A 17,860-nucleotide genomic window follows, 5' to 3' on the forward strand; every position below is an offset into this window, starting at 1 on the left:
TGCAGGCGCTGCGGGAGCCGGCGCAGGGGCCGGTTCGGCGGGCTTCATCGGTTCAGCCGGTGCCGGGGCAGGCGCCGGTGTGCTGGCGGCCGGCGGTTCGGCAGGCGCGGGCGCCTCGCCACTTCTACCAAAAACATAATAGGCGACAATGGCCAGGATAAGAACGACAAGGGCAATCAGCCAGCCGCTGCCGCCGCCCGCTTTGGGCGTGGGGCTCGGAGTGGTGAACGGGTCGTTTGGATTCGCCATAAAAGTGTCCTCCGTGGATGAAAGATATCAATCAACACACATCAACGCGCAATCGTTGAACAGGTTTCACATAGGGCCCGAAAACGCCGAAAGCAGGGCAATTTGCGCCTGAAATTGTTTAGCTGCAAGCATTTAACCGGCAAATTCCGCAGAGATCGAGCCAAAGCAAGCCCTTTCGACCTTCCTTGAGCGATACGGTTCGAGCATTGTGCGCTCGTGATTCGGGCAAAGGCATGGAGGAGGCATCGGCGATCCAGCCTGCAACTCAACCGTGCAAATCAGCCGGCGGCGGTGATGGCAGAACCGACCGGATCGTGCGTCCGCGGGACCGACAGCGTGTCGGCGCCGGTCCGAACCGGGATTTCTGCCTGCCCGGCGGCAAGCAGTGCGACGACGAGGAAAGACAGGAAAAACAGGACGTTGAGCGCGACAAGCAGCTTCAGCGACCTGAGAGCCGCGCGATCCGCGATGGTTATAACGTGTTTCATGCCTCATTTTTAGGCGCAAAAAAGCAGCGAAAAAGTTAACCGGCGCTGCAAAATTGGATGCGTTTTTCGCAGAAAGCCTTTCGGGGCCTTGCTCACGCCCGTGGATGGGATGCTTCGTAAATTTCGAGCAGCCGTGCCGTGTCGACGCCGGTATAGACCTGGGTGGTCGACAGGCTGGCATGGCCAAGCAGCTCCTGGATGGTGCGCAGGTCGCCGCCGCGTCCGAGCAGATGCGTGGCGAAGGAATGGCGCAAGGCATGCGGCGTCGCGGTGTCGGGCAAGTTGAGGGCCGAGCGCAGCTTCGCCATGTCGCGCTGGACGATGGCCGGGTTGAGCGGACCGCCACGGGCGCCGCGAAACAGAAGACCCTTGGGGTCGATGTCGAAGGGACAGAGCCGGCGGTATTCGGCGATGGCCCGCAACGCCACCGGCAGCACCGGCACCAGCCGTGTCTTGCCGCCCTTGCCGGTGATGCGCAGCACCGTGTCGTTGGGCAAGGCCAGCTCGGCGCCCGACAGGCCGAGCGCCTCGGAAATGCGCAGGCCCGAACCATAGAGCAGCGTCAGCACGGCGGCGTTGCGGGCGGCGATCCAGGGTTCCCCGGCCAACTGGCCTTCCACCGAAACGACATGTTTGGCATCGCTTGCGGTCAGCGGCTTGGGCAGCGATTTCGGCTGCCTTGGCGCGCGCAATGCCGCCGCGCCCGCCGCATTGACGAGGCCGCGCCGCTCCAGAAAGCGCAGCAGCGAGCGGATGCCGGCCAGGCCGCGTCCGAGCGTGCGGGCGCCGGCTCCATCGGCGCGGCGGGCGGCGAGAAAGCCACGCAGATCGGCCGGACGCAGATTGGCGATGTCGGCAATGCCCGGCGAACCGCCGCAATGGCCGGTCAGGAAGTGCAGGAACTGGCGCGTGTCGCGCTCGTAGGCTTCCACCGTTTCGGCCGACAGCCGGCGCTCGCGCGCCAGCATCTTCAGCCAGCTTTCGCGGGCCGCCTGAAGATCCGGCTTCGCCGGGATGAGGAATTCCTGCATGGCTTTCTTCCAACTCCAGATCATTTTCCGGCAGCTGGGTTAGGAAGCGGTGAAGAGGCCGTCATTGAAATGACAATCGGGGAGCGTTAGAGCAGCACAAAGGATGTTTCCACCGATGAGCAAGCCGCAAAACCCCGTCCAGATGGCCGTGATCGGCGCCGCGCACGGCATCAAGGGCGAATTGCGCGTCAAGACCTTCACCGGCGAGCCGCTGGCGCTGGCCGATTACGGACCGCTCTACGCCACGGACGGGCGCGCCTTCCAGATCATCGACATCAGGCCCGCCAATACCGTCGTCGTGGTGCGCTTCAAGGGCGTCAGCGACCGCAATGCCGCCGAGGCGCTCGCCGGCACGGAACTGTTCGTCGATCGCTCGATGCTGCCCGACGATGGCGAAGAGGACGAGTTCTACCACGCCGATCTCGTTGGGCTGGCGGTCAGGGACGATACCGGCGCCGACATCGGCAAGGTCGTGGCCGTGCACAATTTCGGCGGCGGCGACATCCTCGACGTGACGCTGGCGGGGCGCAAAGGCATGCTGATCCCGTTCACGCAGGCCGCGGTGCCGGATGTATCGATCACTGAGGGTTTTATCCGCGTCGATCCGGCAGCCGCCGGCCTCGTGGACGATGAGGATAGCGAGGCTCCCGGCCGCGAGGGCTTCGATCCGAAGGGCAGGCCGCGCGGGCCCAGGGACGCCGGGGGAAACCGGTGAGCTTTGCCGCTTCGGTGCTGACGCTCTATCCCGAGATGTTTCCAGGTGGGCTCGGCCTGTCGCTCGCCGGAAGGGCGCTCGAGGCCGGCACCTGGTCGCTTGAGACAGTTCAGATCCGTGATTTCGCCAGCGACCGCCACCGCACCGTCGACGACACGCCGGCCGGTGGCGGCGCCGGCATGGTGATGCGTGCCGACGTTTTGGCCAAGGCGATCGACCATGCCTCGCCACCGGGCGATCCGCGGCCACGGCTGCTGATGAGTCCGCGTGGAAAACCGCTGACGCAGGCCCGCGTGCGCGAACTGGCCGCCGGGCCGGGCGTCGTCATCGTCTGCGGACGCTTCGAAGGCGTCGACCAGCGGGTGATCGACGCGCGTGGGCTGGAAGAGGTCTCGGTCGGCGACTTCATCCTCTCCGGCGGTGAGCCGGCGACCCTTGTGCTGCTCGACGCCGTGGTGCGGCTGCTGCCCGGCGTCATGGGCAACGCGGTGTCGGGCGAGGAAGAGAGCTTTGAGAACGGCCTGCTCGAACATCCGCATTACACGCGGCCGCAGGAGTTCGAGGGCATGCCAATTCCCGACGTGCTGATTTCGGGCAATCACAAGAAGATCGCCGCGTGGAGGCGCGCGGAGGCGGAGAAGTTGACGCAAGAGCGGCGACCGGATTTGCGCGGCTACGCGTCTCAGCCCTTGGTGAAGTAGTAAAAAGCGAGAAAGAGACCGACGGCGACGACGAAGCCGCGCACGACATTTTGCGGCACGCGCTTGGCGATCCAGACGCCGGCATAGCCGCCGAGCGCACCGCCCGGTATCATGACGATGGCCTGCGGCCAGGCGACGACGCCGCCCGAGACGAAGACCAGGATGGCGACAGCGGCGATGACCATGGCCAGCATGTTCTTCAGCGCATTCAGCCGGTGATAGTCACCGGACTGGGTGAGGCCGAGCGTCGCCAGCATCATGACGCCCATGCCAGCGCCGAAGAAGCCGCCATAGACGGCGGTGGCAAACTGCGCCAGCGAGCCGACGAGCGAACCCACCGCCGCTTCATGTCCAGGCTTCGGGGCCGGCTTCAACCAGGGTCCAGCGGCAAACAGGGCGGTCGCCGATAGCAGCAGCCAGGGCACCAGGACGCGGAACGACGGATTGTCGAGCGCCAGAAGGATGAGCGCGCCGGCCAGCGCACCGAAAGCCGAGATCACGCAGAGCAGCAAGGCGCCGCGCCAGAAGGTCTTGATGTCGTCCGAATAGGCGAGCGTCGAGGTGATGTAGCCGGGAAACTGCGTCACCGATGAGGTGGCGTTGGCGACGATCGGCGGCAGGCCAACCAATGTCATGGCGCCAAAGGTGATAAAGGTGCCGCCGCCGGCGACCGCATTGGCGGCGCCTGAAGTAAAACCCGCGAGAAAGAGCAGGACCGCGTCGAAAACAGACATCAGGATGCCGCCGGAGAAAACTATGCTTTGCCCGGCTTAGGAAGCTTGAAGGGCGGGCGCAACCCGCCGCGGACGAATGCGATGATGCCATGTGACCAAAAAAGACGCGGCCAAGGCGTGACAAAGCGTCGAAATAGCTGTATGTGCCCGCCCGAACCGGAAGAAATAATCTGCCGGACCCGTCAACAATGACGGTGTAGTCGCCCCTGCCCGATGTCCCGAAGACAGATGTCTCGGAGACAAAGGGCATAGCCGAGCGGTCAATGGAACTGCAAGGCGAGTGTCGGACGCTCTGACTGTCGGAAGAACAAGAAGTGGATTACTGAGATGGATATCCTCCGTCAGCTCGAGGCCGAACAGGCCGCCAAGATCGAAGCCAAGCGCAAGCTTCCCGAATTCCAGCCCGGCGACACCGTGCGCGTCCAGGTCCGCGTGACCGAAGGCACCCGCACCCGCGTCCAGGCCTATGAGGGCGTCGTCATCGCCCGCTCCGGCGCCGGCTTCCAGGAAAACTTCACCGTCCGCAAGATTTCCTACGGCGAAGGCGTGGAGCGCGTGTTCCCGGTGTTCTCGCCGATGGTCGAGGGCGTCGAGATCGTGCGCCGCGGCAAGGTGCGCCGCGCCAAGCTCTATTATTTGCGCGACCGTCGCGGCAAGTCGGCCCGTATCTCGGAAAACACCGGCGTGCGCGCCCGCAAGCTGAACGACGAGGAGCGCGATGCGCTGAATGCCGAGAAGGCGCGCATCGAGGCCGAGAAGGTGGCCGCCGCGCAGGCGCTGGCCGCCGAGAAGGCAGCGCAGGACGCCGCCGAGAAGAAGGCCGCCGAGGAGGCCGCCAAGGCAGCCGATGAGGCCGCCAAGGCCGCGGAAGCGACCCCGGCCGAATAATTTTTTCGACACGCATGTTTTCGGAAAGGCGGCCTCGGCCGCCTTTTTCGTTTCGAGCGGCCCATCGCCGCAAAATTCGTCCCAAGGCTCGGTTGACTCGATTTATCTTGTCTACTAAATAATCGTGTACAATTTAAATGGAGATACGAAATGCCTGCGCTTTATTCCACGCAAGCCCGCGCCGTCGGTGGCCGCGCCGGCCACGTCCAGACCAGCGATGGCCTGCTCAGCGTCGATCTCGCTCTACCGAAGGAACTCGGCGGCAAGGGCGGCGCCACCAATCCCGAGCAACTCTTTGCCGCCGGCTATGCCGCCTGCTTTGAAAGCGCCATGCGCTTCATTGCCGGCAAGCAGAAACTGCCGCTGAGCGATGCCGCGGTGACGGCCAATGTCAGCCTGCACGATAACGGCCAGGGCGGCTTCGCGCTCGGCGTGGCGCTCTCGGCGGAGACGAAAGGTCTTGATCAGGCGGCCGCGGAAGCGCTTGTATCGGCGGCGCATCGGATCTGCCCCTATTCCAACGCCATCAGGGGCAATGTCGAGGTGGCGCTTTCGGCAGTGGCGCTTCAGCCTAAGGCAGCATGACCGCAAAAACGACAACCGGACCCACGCAAGCCCCGGCGGTTCCCGCCGGGGTGGCAAGGCTCGACCAACAACTCTGCTTCGCGCTCTATTCGGCGAGCGGGCTGATGACGAAGCTGTACCGGCCGCTGCTCGAACCGCTGGGCCTGACCTATCCGCAATACCTCGCCATGCTGGTGATATGGGAAAAGGCGCCGCGCACGGTGGGCGAGCTTGGCGAGGCGCTCGGCCTCGATTCGGCGACGCTGACGCCGCTGCTCAAGCGGATTGAGGCGGGCGGCCTGGTCACACGCCGGCGCGATGCGGCCGACGAGCGCCGGGTGCTGGTCGAGCCGACAGCGAAGGGCCAGGCATTGCGCGAGCAGGCTAAAAGCGTGCCCGCTGCCCTGGCTTGCCAGTTGCCGCTCGAGCCGGGCGAATTGAAATCCCTGCACGGCACCTTGACCCGGTTTATCGGCGAACTGCGCAAGGCGGCCGCGGCTTCGCCGGACGGCGATTGATTTAGGCACGGATCGTTCCGGAATCTCGCAGTCGGGAAGCAACGGAATCCGTTTTCCCGACACGCCGCGCATTGGGCCAGCTTGCAAGGCGCTTGCGGAAAGCTAAAGTCGGCGCTTCCTGCAAGCCTCGGCCGTGTCGAGGCGGCTCAAGTCCTGGGAGCGTGTCATGACCAAATCGAAACTGCTGCTGGCCGGCCTGCTGGCCCTCATTCTCGCGCCTGTCGCCGCGCTGGCACAGACGCTGCCCGACCTCGGCGGCAAGAAGGTGGTGGTGGTGACGGAAAATGCCTATCCGCCGCTGCAGTTCATCGACGCCAAGACCGGCAAGCAGATCGGCTGGGAATATGACGCGATGAACGAGATCGCCAAGCGGCTGAACTTCCAGGTCGAGTACCAGAACACCTCGTGGGACGCGATGATCCAGGCGGTTTCCGACAACCAGTACAACATCGGCATGACCGGCATCACCATCAAGGACGACCGCAAGCAGAAGGTCGACTTCTCCGATGCCTATATGCGCTCGGAACAATTCATGCTGGTGCGCGGCGACGAAAGCCGCTTCACCGACGCCAAGACGTTCGGCGCCTTCAAGGACGGGCTGATCGGCGCGCAGGCCGGCACGACGCCATTCTACACCGCCGTCTACAGCGTGCTCGACGGCAATGAGCAGAACCCGCGGATAAAACTGTTCGAGACGTTTGGCGCGACGGTGCAGGCGCTGAAGGCCGGCGACGTCGATGTCGTGCTCACCGACGGCACCGCGGGGAAGGGCTATGTCGATGCGTCCAATGGCGGATTGAAGCTGATCGGCGGGCCGCTCGGCACCGAGGACTTTGGGTTCATCTTCCCCAAGGGCTCCGATCTGGTGAAACCGGTCAACGCCGCGATCGCAGCACTCAAGGCCGACGGCACGCTGGATGCGCTCAACAAGAAATGGTTTCTTGACTACAAGATGGGGCAGTGAGCTCGTCTTGGCGGGTGTGGGCTGATGCGAAGGAACTCGCGCTGACTCTGCGCTTGGACACCCCCCTCTGGCCTGCCGGCCATCTCCCCCGCAAGGGGGGAGATTGGCAGCTTCGCGGGCAACGCTTTTTCTCCAACGTTGGAGATTGGCGAAAGCAGAATGAACAGCCGATCTCCCCCCTTGCGGGGGAGATGTCCGGCAGGACAGAGGGGGGTGTGACAGAGCGCAGCCTTCGCGACTCTGTCACCGGTATCGCGTAATGCCACCCGCGCCCGCATCTTCCACCGCCAAATCCGACTTCCCCTGGTGGCTGGCCGCAGCGCTCGCGTTAGCCGTGGCAGCAGCCATCTTCATCGCAGCAAGCGACCTTTACGCCCAGGTCTTCGCCACAGTCGCCAAGGGCATCGGCATCACCGTCTTCGTCACCGTCGTGGCCTTCGCGCTGGCCTCGGCAATCGGGCTCGGCATTGCGCTGATGGGGCTGTCAGGATCGCGGTGGCTGCGCCAGATCGCCCGCTTCTATGTCGAGATCATCCGCGGCGTGCCGATCCTGGTGCTGTTGTTCTGGATCGCCTTTGCCGGCGCGCCAGCCTTTGTCGCGGCGTGGAACGCGGTGACCGCGCCGCTGCAAAGCGCCGGCCTCTTTGGTGAACTCATGGTGCGCGATGTGTCGCTCCTGTGGCGCGCCATCATGGCGCTGACCATCGGCTATTCGGCGTTCATCTCGGAAGTGTTCCGCGCCGGCATCCAGGCGGTCGAGAAGGGCCAGATCGAGGCGGCGAAGGCGCTCGGGCTGACGCGCGCGCAGCGCTTCCGGCTGATCGTGTTTCCGCAAGCGATCCGCACCATCCTGCCGCCGCTCGGCAATGATTTCGTCGCCATGGTCAAGGATTCCTCGCTGGTCTCGGTGCTCGGCGTCGCCGACATCACCCAGATGGGCAAGATCTACGCCGCCGGCTCGTTCCGCTTTTTCGAGACCTATTCCATCGTCGCCTATATCTATCTCATCCTGACCGTCGGCCTGTCGCTGGCCTTGCGGGCGCTGGAGAAACGGCTGCGCCGTCAGCACGAGGAATAGAAGTCGAGCGAACACGGCGCTACATCAGGGAAAGCCACAATGCGGGAGAATTCCATGATCATCGACAAGGCCAATGCCGCGCTGGATACGGTCTATACCGCCGAGACGCCGGAAGCGCTGGCGCTAGCCTATGCCGCGTGGGCCGCGACCTATGACAGCGAGACCGCCTCGCTCGGTTATCTCCTGCCGTTCCTGATCGCCGCCTGGGTGACGCGTCATGTGCCGGCGGGCGAAGGGCCGCTGCTCGACGCCGGCTGCGGCACCGGCCTGTCGGGACCATCGCTCAAGGCATTGGGTTATGATGGCATTGCCGGGCTCGATCTCTCTGACGACATGCTGAAAATCGCCGGCAGCCGGCAGGTCTACAGCGAGCTGAAACAGGCGATGCTCGGCGGGCCGCTGCCCTGGCCGGACGGCCATTTTCGCGCCTTCTTCTCGACCGGCGTGTTCACCATCAGCCACGCGCCGGCTTCCGGCTTGCATGAACTGGTGCGCATCACGAAAAAAGGCGGCCACGCCATCTTCACCGTCCGCGACCAGGTTTTTGCGAGCGGCGGCTTCCAGGCGGTGTTCGACGAATTGGAGCAGGCCAAAAAATGGCGACCGGTCGAAGAAAGCTCGTGGTTCCGCTGCTATGCGATTGCCGAGCCGGACGCGCTGGTGAAGACGTTTGTGTTTGAGGTGGTTTGAGTAAGCTTGGCGGCAGTTCCTCGCCCCCGCAAAGCGGGGGAGAGGTGGCCCGGCGAAAGCCGGGACGGAGAGGGGGGACGACATCCGCGAAGCCAGAACCCGATGAGGGGTGAGCGAGAGACCGGCCATATGCGAGATCTGCCAAAATGCTCCAACGCCGCGAAGACCCCTCTCCGTCCCGGCTTCGCCGGGCCACCTCTCCCCACTTCGTGGGGCGAGGAACCCAGGTTCTGCGAAAGCAGCGCAATTGCCGAAAAGCCAAAACATTGGTATGAGCAGCGGCATGGAAGAGCTTTTTGGCGATCCGGCCTATAAGGGTTTCGTGCTGCAGGACAGAAAACGCCTGCCGTCGCGGTTCTCGGCGCGCGTTTCTGGGGCGCTGACCAGCCGACTTCGCTGAACCGTTTCGCCGGGCCGGCCCGGCGCCTGCCGCTTCCCATTTTCATATCGACGGATTTACGCACATGAGCGCACCGCGCACCCTCTATGACAAGATATTCGACGACCATGTCGTCGACCGCCAGGACGATGGCACCTGCCTGCTCTATATCGACCGCCATCTCGTCCATGAAGTGACCAGCCCTCAGGCTTTCGAAGGGCTGCGCATGAGCGGCCGGAAAGTCCGGCATCCGGAAAAGACGCTGGCCGTGGTCGACCACAATGTGTCGACCTCGCCGGAGCGCAAATTCGGCATCAAGAACGAGGAAAGCCGCATTCAGGTCGAGGCGCTGGCCAGGAATGCCAAGGATTTCGGTGTCGAATATTATTCCGAGAACGATATCCGCCAGGGCATCGTCCACATCATTGGGCCGGAGCAAGGCTTCACGCTGCCCGGCATGACCATCGTCTGCGGCGACAGCCATACCTCGACGCATGGCGCGTTCGGCGCGCTGGCGCATGGCATAGGCACGTCGGAAGTCGAGCACGTGCTGGCCACCCAGACGCTGATCCAGCGCAAGGCCAAGAACATGCTGGTGCGCGTCGACGGCACGCTGCCGGAAGGCGTCACCGCCAAGGACATCATCCTGGCGATCATCGGCGAGATCGGCACCGCCGGCGGCACCGGCTATGTCATCGAATATGCCGGCGAGGCGATCCGCGCGCTGTCCATGGAAGGCCGCATGACCATCTGCAACATGTCGATCGAGGGCGGTGCGCGCGCCGGCCTGATCGCGGCGGACGAGACGACCTTCGCCTATGTCAAGGACAAGCCGCGCGCGCCCAAGGGCGAGGCGTGGGATGCAGCACTTGCCTACTGGAAGACACTGCAGTCCGACGAGGGCGCGCATTTCGACAAGGTGATCGTGCTCGACGCGGCCAAGCTGCCGCCGATCGTTTCCTGGGGCTCCTCGCCCGAGGATGTCGTGTCGGTGCAGGGCATCGTGCCCAACCCGGACGATATCAGCGACGAGAACAAGCGCACCTCCAAGCAGCGCGCGCTCGACTATATGGGGCTGACGCCGGGAACAAAGATAACCGACATCTCGCTCGACCGCGTCTTCATCGGCTCCTGCACCAACGGCCGCATCGAGGATCTGCGCGCCGTCGCCAAGGTGGTCGAAGGCAAAAAAGTCAGCCCGCATGTCGATGCGATGATCGTGCCAGGCTCCGGACTGGTCAAGGAACAGGCGGAGGCCGAGGGCCTCGACAAGATCTTTGTCGCCGCCGGCTTCGACTGGCGCGAGCCGGGCTGCTCGATGTGCTTGGCCATGAACGACGACCGGCTGAAGCCGCATGAGCGCTGCGCCTCGACCTCGAACCGCAATTTCGAGGGCCGGCAAGGTTTCAAGGGCCGCACCCATCTGGTGTCGCCGGCGATGGCGGCGGCGGCGGCGATCGCCGGCCACTTCGTCGACATTCGTGAGTGGAAATAGATCGGGCGCGACTGGAATAGCTTCGGACTGTCGCAGTCCGGATTCTCTTATCCGCCAAACCCCGAGCCGCGATGCGGTTCGGGGTTTTGTTTGGCCCGATCCCTCGCCAGGGTTTCTTCGCGATGGCCAGACGATTTTCGGCACGCCGCATATTCGATTTTGCTTAACCGCTTGTTTGGGCTTCCGCTTTAAGGTCTTCCCTCACGTAAGCGAGGGGAAGTCATAGTCCTTTGGACACCGGTCTGCTGATAGCGCTGCTCAACCCGACGATCGCGCTTGCGCTGAGCGCGTCATTCCTCGTTCTATGGTTCTATCAACGCCATCGCCCCTATCTGGCTGTGCTGGCAGCAAGCTACTCGCTCTCGGCGGCCGGCTTCCTGTTTCAGGCCTTCACGCTGCCCATCGGCCTGATGCCGTCCAAGCTGCTCTCCAACCTGTGCTTCAGCCTTGCCGCCTGCTGCCTGTGCAGCGCGGTGGTGGCGCGCCATGGGCGGCGCGTGCCCTATGTGGGGATCGGCGTTCTGGCGAGCAGCGGGCTCGCCGCTCTCTGCTGGTTCATGTTCGTCCAGCCCGATCTCACCTGGCGAATCCTGGTGATCAATTTCGCGTTCGGCGGCCTCAGCCTGCTCGTTGCCGCCGAGCTGCGCGTGGTGCGCAACGAAGGCCCGACGGAAATGATCCTGTTCGTGCTGTCGCTGCTTTCGGGGCTCAACTTCTTCGTGCGCACCTTGATCGTCATCATCGCGCACGGACCGTTCGACAACTATGCCGAGCTCTACACCTCGTCCTACTGGACGACGGCGCTCTTGTCGCATGCGCTGCTGTCGCTGCTGATCGCGCTTTGCCTGATCTGCGCGGCCGGGCTCGACGTGATGAAGGCGCTGAAGACCGAGACCCACACCGATCCGCTGTCGGGCCTGCTGAACCGCCGTGGCTTCGAGGAGCGCGCCATGCTTGTCCTGCAGCACTGCGCCACGGCCAAATTGCCGGTCGCGCTGGTGCTTGCCGACCTCGATCATTTCAAGGCGCTCAACGATCTGCATGGGCATGCGGCGGGCGATCGCGTGATCGCCGACTTCGCCGCCAAGCTTCGTGTCGGCGCCGGCGCGCACGGCGTTGCCGGCCGCATCGGCGGCGAGGAGTTCGCGGTGCTTCTGCCGCTGAGCGACCTTGCCGCGGCAAGGCTGTTCGCAGAATCCATTCGCACGCTCTATTCGGCGGGCAGCGTGGACGGGCTGCCTCCCGGCACCAGGGTGACGGCGAGCTTCGGCGTGGCGGCCCGCAGCGGCGACGAAGGGCTGGAGCCGCTGATGCGCCGCGCCGACGAGGCGCTCTACAAGGCCAAGAGGAGCGGCCGCGACAGCGTGCGCCTGTCCTACGAGCGGCCGGAAGCGGTGTTCGTCGCGGAAACGCTCAAGGCCGGCTGATCGCCCACGCCTGTCGTGCAGGGAGTGCAAAAAAACCACATGGGCGGCGCGGGCTTCATCCTTGCAATCAACCTGTTCGTCGCGGGCTTGCTGGCTGCTGCCTTCATGACGATCAATTTCTACGATGTGGGGCGGGCGTCGGCGCGCTGGCTGGCCTTCGGCTATCTGCTCGGGATGGCCTACTACGCCATCGAATTCACCATTCCGGTTTTCGACAATGCGCGGCCCGCGGTCGTCGCGGCCTTCTCAGTTTTCCTTGGCGCCACCATCGCCTTCAATGGCGGGCTCGCCCATAAATACCAGGTGGCGCCGCCGTGGCTGCCGATGCTCGTCTTCCTGGTTGCGGCCACTGTCGCCGTGTATGTCGTGCAGGACTTGCCGCGTCAGTCGCTCGCCCGCATGATGGCCTATCAGCTTCCCTATGCCGCCATGCAATTCGTCGGCCTCGGCATCGTCTGGTCGTCCAGGCAAAGACGCGACCGGCTCGACCAGGTGCTGATGGCCGTTCTGGGCGCCAGCGCCCTGCAATTCGTCAGCAAGCCGTTCATTGCCGCCGCGCTGGGCGGCTGGGGCGCCAATCCGCAGGCCTATATGCAGAGCAACTACGCGCTGGTGTCGCAGTCGCTCGGCACCGTCTTCGCCCTGGCGGTCGCGCTTCTCATCCTGATCATCATGGTCCGTGATGTACTCGCCGAGGTCACGTCGCGATCGGAGATCGACACGCTATCAGGGCTGCTCAACCGGGGCGGGTTCGAAAGCCACGCCGAGCGCGCCATGCTTGAGGCCGCGCGCAAGGGTGTTCCGGTCACGCTGGTCATCGCCGATCTCGATCATTTCAAAAATATCAACGACAATTTCGGCCACGCATCCGGCGACCGGGTCATCGAGGCCTTTGCCGGTTTGCTGCGCGAAGCGGCAGCCGACCATCACGTTGCCGGCCGCCTCGGCGGCGAGGAATTCGCCATTATCTTGCCGGGAACCAACCTCGCCGCCGCCCGGCTCTTCGCGGAAGGCACGCGCAATGCGTTCTGCACGCTGCCGGTCGAAGGGCTGCCGCGGGACCATCGTTGCACAGCGAGCTTCGGTGTTGCCGAACTCCAGCCGGACGAAGGTTTCGCCGGCCTGACGCAGCGCGCCGACGAAGCGCTCTACCAGGCCAAGCGCGGCGGACGCGATCGCGTGCGGATCTCGCTCGGCCCAGCCCGGCAGGCAGTCGCCAGCGCCTAGGGTACAGCGCCTTTTAGCGGCAGGGGCTGAGTTCGGGCATCTCGCCGTCGGAAAGGCCGTACATGTAGCTGCGGCCCTTCACGAAAACCGGCGGCCTGTAGCAGTCGCGGCTGGAGACATCGTCGGATTCGTTTTCATAGACCACGCTGGGCTGGCCGGCGCTGGTGTAGTCCGACAATTCCTTGGCCAGCTTGCCCTCGCCGACGAGGATTCGCTTGTAACCGGCGGCGCTCTCGATGACGAGATTGCCGAAGGAATCGGCATAGACGCGGTCGCGATGGCCCCCGGCGAGCGCCGGCACAGCGAAGCCGGTGGCCAACGCCACTAGGACGAGCGCCGGAAGGCGCGATTTGCCTGAATTCGAACGCATGGCGTGCTCCTTGGTTAGAGGCAAGCCTCCTCGAATCAGAAATTAACCTTTTCTTAACCTTTGTTAAGAGGGCAAGCTCGCTTGACCCAAGGTCTCGGCAAACATGGTTAATATCCTGCGGCTTGAACGGTTGCGGCCATCATTCGGCCATGCTTGCCCGCACCATCGCGGCCGGGTCGAGGCGGCTGAGAGCGTATCGCCGGGCTACCTTGATCTGGTATGGCGGCTGGTTGCCGCGTGAGGAGGACAGCGTATGGCGTTATACCGGACGGTTCGGATGACGCTTGTTCTCTGTCCATTGCTGATCGCCGCGGCCTGCGTCCCGCAGACCAATGCGCCGAAGGCTGGAACCTCGGCTGCCGCTTCGCCCGCTGTGGCCGATGTGACGGGGCCGCAGCCGCGCACCGCGACCTACAATTGCGCCGATGGCGGCAGGATGACCATCCAGAATCTCGGCTCGTCGCTGCGTGTGGTCGGGCCGGATGGCATCCCCGAGGAGTTTGCGGCGTCGCCCGCCAACCAGAGCAGCCGCTACCAAGAACCGGCGACACATGACGCAGTTGTGATCGACGGACGAGAAGCGCTGGTGATGAAGAGAGGGTCGACACCGCAGACCTGCACAAGATAACTGCAGTTTTCCGCACTGCAGCAAACATTGCGCCGGCTTGTGGCCGCGCCCTAATCGATTGAAGCAAAGACCGCCCCTTTTGTCAGACTAAATTACGTTTTCGAAACGGTTTTCCGGCTTTGACGCAGTGCAAAAAGAGCATTAGAAACCGGCTGTCCAAAGTCGCAACCGGAAGCGGCAATGCCGCATTTCCACCTGCGGCTCCAGAGACGCCGAACTGGGGAAGCCATGAGCAAATCACCAGCCACCCGCGCAACTGCCAGACGTGAACGGCCGCTTTCGCCGCATCTGACCGTCTACCGGCCGCCGATCACCATGACGATGTCGATCATCCATCGCATCACCGGCGGCGCGCTCTATTTCGGCACGCTGCTGGTCGCCGTGTGGCTGATGGCGGCGGCGAGTTCGCAAGCCACTTTCGACTGGGTCAACTGGGCGTTCGGCTCCTGGCTGGGGCGGCTTGTGCTGTTCGGCTACACCTGGGCGCTGATGCACCACATGCTGGGCGGCGTGCGCCATTTGGTCTGGGATACCGGCGCCGGTCTCGAAAAAAATACGGCCTCCAGGATTGCCTGGGCGACGCTCGCCGGCTCGATCATACTGACGCTGCTGATCTGGATCGCCGGCTATATGGCGCGGGGAGCCTGACATGAGCGGCACCAACACCGACATGCGCACGCCGCTTGCCAAGGTCCGCGGCCTCGGCTCCGCCCGCGAGGGCACGGGGCATTTCTGGCGCCAGCGGCTGACGGCGATCGCCAACATCCCGCTGATCCTGTTCTTCGTCGGTTTCCTGATCGCGCTCAACGGCGCCGGCTATGCTGAAGTGCGTTCCGCGCTCGCCAATCCGTTCGTGGCGCTGGTCCTGGCGCTGGTGCTGATCTCCGGCCTCTACCATATGCGGCTCGGCATGCAGGCGATCATCGAGGACTATGTGCATGGCGAGGGCATGAAGCTGGCGCTGATCGCGCTCAACACATTCTTTACCATAGCGGTCGGCGTCGCCTCGCTCCTCGCCCTGCTCAAACTGGCATTCGGAGGCTGATTTGGCCAAGGACGCGAAATCGGCCAACACGGCTTCCGCATACACCTATGTCGATCACAAATTCGACGTGGTGATCGTCGGCGCCGGCGGCGCCGGCCTGCGCGCCACGCTCGGCATGGCCGAGCAGGGCTTGCGCACGGCCTGCATCACCAAGGTTTTCCCGACGCGCTCGCATACGGTGGCGGCGCAGGGCGGCATCGCCGCCTCGCTGTCCAATATGGGTCCGGATTCCTGGCAGTGGCACATGTACGACACCGTCAAGGGCTCGGACTGGCTGGGTGATGTCGACGCCATGGAATATATGGTGCGCGAGGCGCCGGCGGCGGTCTATGAACTCGAGCATTACGGCGTGCCGTTCTCGCGCACCGAGGAAGGCAAAATCTACCAGCGGCCGTTCGGCGGCCACATGATGAATTACGGCGACGGCCCGCCGGTGCAGCGCACCTGTGCCGCCGCCGACCGCACCGGCCACGCCATCCTGCACACGCTCTACGGCCAGTCGCTCAAGAACAACGCGCAGTTCTTCATCGAGTATTTCGCGCTCGACCTGATCATGGAGCCGGACGGCACCTGCACCGGCGTCGTCGCCTGGAACCTCGACGACGGCACCATCCACCGTTTTTCGGCCAAGATGGTGGTGCTGGCGACCGGCGGCTACGGCCGCGCCTATTTCTCGGCCACTTCGGCGCATACCTGCACCGGCGACGGCGGCGGCATGGCCGCGCGCGCCGGGCTGCCGCTGCAGGACATGGAGTTCGTGCAGTTCCATCCGACCGGCATCTACGGCGCCGGCTGCCTGATCACCGAAGGCGCGCGCGGCGAGGGCGGCTACCTCGTCAACTCCGAGGGCGAACGCTTCATGGAGCGCTATGCGCCGTCGGCCAAGGATCTGGCGTCACGCGACGTCGTCTCGCGCTGCATGACGCTGGAAATCCGCGAGGGCCGCGGCGTCGGCAAGAACAAGGACCATATTTTTCTCCACCTCGACCACCTCGACCCGGCGGTCCTGCACGAGAGGCTTCCCGGCATTTCGGAATCGGCGAAGATCTTTGCCGGCGTCGACCTGACCAAGGAGCCGATCCCGGTGCTGCCGACGGTGCACTACAATATGGGCGGCGTGCCGACCAATTACTGGGGCGAAGTGCTCAATCCGACGGCGAGGAGCCCGGACAAGGTATCGCCGGGCCTGATGGCGGTCGGCGAGGCCGGCTGCGCCTCGGTGCACGGCGCCAACCGGCTCGGCTCGAATTCGCTGATCGACCTGGTGGTGTTCGGCCGCGCCGCGGCAATTCGCGCCGACCAGGTCATCGACCGCACATCGGCGATCCCCGCCCCCAACGAAGCCTCGGTCGAAAAGATCATGGATCGTTTCGACCGCTTGCGGCACGCCAACGGCTCGACGCCGACGGCGGTGCTGCGGGAGAAGATGCAGAAGGCGATGCAGGAGGACGCTGCGGTGTTCCGCACGCAGGAATCGCTGGAGAATGGCTGCAAGCGCATTTCGCAGATCTGGGGCGAGCTCAGGGATATCAAAGTGTTCGACCGCTCGATGATCTGGAACTCCGATCTGGTCGAGACGCTGGAGCTGGAAAATCTGATGGCCAACGCCATCACCACCGTCCATGGCGCCGAGGCGCGCAAGGAGAGCCGTGGCGCGCATGCGCGGGAGGATTTTTCAGCCCGCGACGACGCCAATTGGCGCAAGCATACGCTGGCGCGGCTCAGCGAGGATGGCAAGGTGACGCTCAGCTATCGGCCGGTGCATACCGAGCCACTGGTGGCGGAAAAGGACGGCGGCATAAGCCTCGCCAAGATCGCGCCGAAGGCCAGGGTGTATTGATCATGGCGCTGAAGCTCGTCATCCGAAAGGATTTGAGGTAATGGTCGAACTGACGCTCCCCAAGAACTCGAAGATCCAGCAGGGCAAGACCTGGCCGAAGCCGGAGGGTGCGACCAATCTCAGGGAATACCGCATCTATCGCTGGTCGCCGGACGACGACGAGAACCCGCGCATCGATACCTATTTCGTCGACATGGACGATTGCGGACCGATGGTGCTCGACGCGCTGCTCTGGATCAAGAACAAGATCGACCCGACGCTGACCTTGCGCCGCTCCTGCCGCGAGGGCATTTGCGGCTCCTGCGCCATGAACATCGACGGTTCCAACACGCTCGCTTGCACCAAGGGCTGCGACGACATTTCCGGCGCGGTCAAAGTCTATCCGCTGCCACATATGCAGGTGGTCAAGGACCTGGTGCCCGACCTCACCAATTTCTATGCCCAGCACGCCTCGATCGAGCCGTGGCTGAAGACGGTGTCGCCGCAGCCGGCAAAGGAGTGGCTGCAGAGCCATGAGGACCGCGAAAAGCTCGATGGGCTCTACGAATGCATCCTGTGCGCCTGCTGCTCGACCTCCTGCCCAAGCTACTGGTGGAACGGCGACCGCTATCTCGGCCCGGCAACGCTGCTGCAGGCCTATCGCTGGCTGATCGATTCCAGGGACGAAGCCACGGGCGAACGGCTCGACAATCTCGAAGACCCGTTCCGCCTCTATCGCTGCCACACCATCATGAACTGCGCCCAGACCTGCCCGAAAGGGCTCAATCCGGCCAAGGCGATCGCCGAGATCAAGAAGATGATGGTGGAGCGGCGGGTTTGAAACTACGTG

21 protein-coding genes are annotated in these 17,860 nt (G+C 64.1%); 16 read left to right on the top strand and 5 right to left on the bottom strand.

The window, feature by feature from the left end:
* The 3 genes from MESS4_RS34185 to MESS4_RS04460 form a co-directional block, all read right to left on the bottom strand.
* Positions 1 to 249 (bottom strand): hypothetical protein (locus MESS4_RS34185; protein WP_036240692.1); only part of this gene is annotated, 249 nt, incomplete at its 3' end.
* 278 nt (positions 250 to 527) lie between these two features.
* A complete protein-coding gene (locus MESS4_RS04455; RefSeq protein ID WP_006327074.1) occupies positions 528 to 737 on the bottom strand; it encodes a hypothetical protein in 210 nt (69 codons plus the stop codon).
* A 92-nt stretch (positions 738 to 829) separates the two neighbouring features.
* Complete coding sequence (locus tag MESS4_RS04460; protein WP_006327076.1) at positions 830 to 1,768, bottom strand: tyrosine recombinase XerC; 939 nt, start codon at positions 1,766 to 1,768, stop codon at positions 830 to 832.
* Between the two features lie 115 nt (positions 1,769 to 1,883).
* Here MESS4_RS04460 and rimM point away from each other — a divergent pair, with 115 nt between their 5' ends.
* On the top strand, positions 1,884 to 2,483 hold the full coding sequence (rimM, locus tag MESS4_RS04465) for a ribosome maturation factor RimM (RefSeq protein WP_006327078.1): 600 nt from the start codon (positions 1,884 to 1,886) through the stop codon (positions 2,481 to 2,483).
* Entirely contained in the window at positions 2,480 to 3,184 is a 705-nt protein-coding gene (gene trmD / locus MESS4_RS04470; protein WP_006327079.1) for a tRNA (guanosine(37)-N1)-methyltransferase TrmD, read from the top strand. The genes rimM and trmD overlap by 4 nt, the downstream gene beginning before the upstream one ends.
* On the opposite strand, the gene MESS4_RS04475 is transcribed toward trmD, so the two are convergent.
* On the bottom strand, positions 3,166 to 3,918 hold the full coding sequence (locus MESS4_RS04475) for a sulfite exporter TauE/SafE family protein (RefSeq protein WP_006327080.1): 753 nt from the start codon (positions 3,916 to 3,918) through the stop codon (positions 3,166 to 3,168). The two genes, trmD and MESS4_RS04475, sit on opposite strands and share 19 nt — an antisense overlap.
* A gap of 327 nt (positions 3,919 to 4,245) precedes the next feature.
* Between MESS4_RS04475 and rplS the strand changes: the two genes are divergently transcribed.
* The 9 genes from rplS (at position 4,246) to MESS4_RS04525 (ending at position 13,148) form a co-directional block, all read left to right on the top strand.
* Positions 4,246 to 4,806, top strand: a complete 561-nt coding sequence (gene rplS / locus MESS4_RS04480) for a 50S ribosomal protein L19 (protein WP_006327081.1) — start codon at positions 4,246 to 4,248, stop codon at positions 4,804 to 4,806.
* A gap of 150 nt (positions 4,807 to 4,956) precedes the next feature.
* Positions 4,957 to 5,391, top strand: coding sequence for an organic hydroperoxide resistance protein (locus tag MESS4_RS04485; RefSeq protein ID WP_006327083.1), 435 nt, complete (start codon positions 4,957 to 4,959; stop codon positions 5,389 to 5,391).
* Complete coding sequence (locus MESS4_RS04490; protein WP_006327085.1) at positions 5,388 to 5,888, top strand: MarR family transcriptional regulator; 501 nt, start codon at positions 5,388 to 5,390, stop codon at positions 5,886 to 5,888. Before MESS4_RS04485 ends, MESS4_RS04490 begins: the two co-directional genes overlap by 4 nt.
* 166 nt (positions 5,889 to 6,054) lie before the next feature.
* Positions 6,055 to 6,852 (top strand): transporter substrate-binding domain-containing protein, encoded by a 798-nt coding sequence (locus MESS4_RS04495; protein WP_006327086.1) that lies wholly within the window; start codon positions 6,055 to 6,057, stop codon positions 6,850 to 6,852.
* Between the two features lie 259 nt (positions 6,853 to 7,111).
* Complete coding sequence (locus tag MESS4_RS04505) at positions 7,112 to 7,930, top strand: amino acid ABC transporter permease (RefSeq protein WP_006327089.1); 819 nt, start codon at positions 7,112 to 7,114, stop codon at positions 7,928 to 7,930.
* A gap of 54 nt (positions 7,931 to 7,984) precedes the next feature.
* Entirely contained in the window at positions 7,985 to 8,620 is a 636-nt protein-coding gene (locus MESS4_RS04510; RefSeq protein WP_006327091.1) for a class I SAM-dependent methyltransferase, read from the top strand.
* A gap of 464 nt (positions 8,621 to 9,084) precedes the next feature.
* On the top strand, positions 9,085 to 10,494 hold the full coding sequence (leuC, locus tag MESS4_RS04515; protein ID WP_006327093.1) for a 3-isopropylmalate dehydratase large subunit: 1,410 nt from the start codon (positions 9,085 to 9,087) through the stop codon (positions 10,492 to 10,494).
* 230 nt (positions 10,495 to 10,724) lie between these two features.
* Positions 10,725 to 11,921, top strand: coding sequence for a GGDEF domain-containing protein (locus MESS4_RS04520; protein WP_006327094.1), 1,197 nt, complete (start codon positions 10,725 to 10,727; stop codon positions 11,919 to 11,921).
* A 39-nt stretch (positions 11,922 to 11,960) separates the two neighbouring features.
* On the top strand, positions 11,961 to 13,148 hold the full coding sequence (locus MESS4_RS04525) for a GGDEF domain-containing protein (RefSeq protein WP_006327095.1): 1,188 nt from the start codon (positions 11,961 to 11,963) through the stop codon (positions 13,146 to 13,148).
* A gap of 13 nt (positions 13,149 to 13,161) precedes the next feature.
* On the opposite strand, the gene MESS4_RS04530 is transcribed toward MESS4_RS04525, so the two are convergent.
* Complete coding sequence (locus MESS4_RS04530; RefSeq protein ID WP_006327096.1) at positions 13,162 to 13,518, bottom strand: hypothetical protein; 357 nt, start codon at positions 13,516 to 13,518, stop codon at positions 13,162 to 13,164.
* A gap of 277 nt (positions 13,519 to 13,795) precedes the next feature.
* On the opposite strand from MESS4_RS04530, the gene MESS4_RS04535 reads away from it, so the two are divergent.
* From MESS4_RS04535 to MESS4_RS04555, 5 genes are all read left to right on the top strand, one after another.
* Positions 13,796 to 14,146, top strand: a complete 351-nt coding sequence (locus MESS4_RS04535) for a hypothetical protein (RefSeq protein ID WP_348259261.1) — start codon at positions 13,796 to 13,798, stop codon at positions 14,144 to 14,146.
* A 228-nt stretch (positions 14,147 to 14,374) separates the two neighbouring features.
* On the top strand, positions 14,375 to 14,794 hold the full coding sequence (gene sdhC, locus MESS4_RS04540) for a succinate dehydrogenase, cytochrome b556 subunit (RefSeq protein WP_006327105.1): 420 nt from the start codon (positions 14,375 to 14,377) through the stop codon (positions 14,792 to 14,794).
* A gap of 1 nt (position 14,795) precedes the next feature.
* Positions 14,796 to 15,191 carry a succinate dehydrogenase, hydrophobic membrane anchor protein gene (gene sdhD, locus MESS4_RS04545; protein ID WP_006327106.1) on the top strand — a complete coding sequence of 132 codons (396 nt, stop codon included), beginning with the start codon at positions 14,796 to 14,798 and terminating at the stop codon, positions 15,189 to 15,191.
* A 1-nt stretch (position 15,192) separates the two neighbouring features.
* Positions 15,193 to 17,031, top strand: a complete 1,839-nt coding sequence (gene sdhA, locus MESS4_RS04550) for a succinate dehydrogenase flavoprotein subunit (RefSeq protein ID WP_006327107.1) — start codon at positions 15,193 to 15,195, stop codon at positions 17,029 to 17,031.
* A gap of 40 nt (positions 17,032 to 17,071) precedes the next feature.
* Positions 17,072 to 17,851, top strand: a complete 780-nt coding sequence (locus tag MESS4_RS04555) for a succinate dehydrogenase iron-sulfur subunit (RefSeq protein WP_006327109.1) — start codon at positions 17,072 to 17,074, stop codon at positions 17,849 to 17,851.
* Positions 17,852 to 17,860 lie beyond the last annotated feature (9 nt).

It is taken from the genome of Mesorhizobium sp. STM 4661 (assembly GCF_000359125.1).
In the GTDB taxonomy this organism is placed as follows: domain Bacteria; phylum Pseudomonadota; class Alphaproteobacteria; order Rhizobiales; family Rhizobiaceae; genus Mesorhizobium.

Excerpts from the sequence above, each read along its gene's own strand:
- MESS4_RS04455 (WP_006327074.1), bottom strand. The coding sequence starts at position 737 with ATGAAACACGTTATAACCATCGCGGATCGCGCGGCTCTCAGGTCGCTG.
- MESS4_RS04460 (WP_006327076.1), bottom strand. The coding sequence starts at position 1,768 with ATGCAGGAATTCCTCATCCCGGCGAAGCCGGATCTTCAGGCGGCCCGC.
- rimM (WP_006327078.1), top strand. The coding sequence starts at position 1,884 with ATGAGCAAGCCGCAAAACCCCGTCCAGATGGCCGTGATCGGCGCCGCG.
- MESS4_RS04475 (WP_006327080.1), bottom strand. The coding sequence starts at position 3,918 with ATGTCTGTTTTCGACGCGGTCCTGCTCTTTCTCGCGGGTTTTACTTCA.
- rplS (WP_006327081.1), top strand. The coding sequence starts at position 4,246 with ATGGATATCCTCCGTCAGCTCGAGGCCGAACAGGCCGCCAAGATCGAA.
- MESS4_RS04485 (WP_006327083.1), top strand. The coding sequence starts at position 4,957 with ATGCCTGCGCTTTATTCCACGCAAGCCCGCGCCGTCGGTGGCCGCGCC.
- MESS4_RS04490 (WP_006327085.1), top strand. The coding sequence starts at position 5,388 with ATGACCGCAAAAACGACAACCGGACCCACGCAAGCCCCGGCGGTTCCC.
- MESS4_RS04495 (WP_006327086.1), top strand. The coding sequence starts at position 6,055 with ATGACCAAATCGAAACTGCTGCTGGCCGGCCTGCTGGCCCTCATTCTC.
- MESS4_RS04505 (WP_006327089.1), top strand. The coding sequence starts at position 7,112 with ATGCCACCCGCGCCCGCATCTTCCACCGCCAAATCCGACTTCCCCTGG.
- MESS4_RS04510 (WP_006327091.1), top strand. The coding sequence starts at position 7,985 with ATGATCATCGACAAGGCCAATGCCGCGCTGGATACGGTCTATACCGCC.
- leuC (WP_006327093.1), top strand. The coding sequence starts at position 9,085 with ATGAGCGCACCGCGCACCCTCTATGACAAGATATTCGACGACCATGTC.
- MESS4_RS04525 (WP_006327095.1), top strand. The coding sequence starts at position 11,961 with ATGGGCGGCGCGGGCTTCATCCTTGCAATCAACCTGTTCGTCGCGGGC.
- MESS4_RS04530 (WP_006327096.1), bottom strand. The coding sequence starts at position 13,518 with ATGCGTTCGAATTCAGGCAAATCGCGCCTTCCGGCGCTCGTCCTAGTG.
- MESS4_RS04535 (WP_348259261.1), top strand. The coding sequence starts at position 13,796 with ATGACGCTTGTTCTCTGTCCATTGCTGATCGCCGCGGCCTGCGTCCCG.
- sdhC (WP_006327105.1), top strand. The coding sequence starts at position 14,375 with ATGAGCAAATCACCAGCCACCCGCGCAACTGCCAGACGTGAACGGCCG.
- sdhD (WP_006327106.1), top strand. The coding sequence starts at position 14,796 with ATGAGCGGCACCAACACCGACATGCGCACGCCGCTTGCCAAGGTCCGC.
- MESS4_RS04555 (WP_006327109.1), top strand. The coding sequence starts at position 17,072 with ATGGTCGAACTGACGCTCCCCAAGAACTCGAAGATCCAGCAGGGCAAG.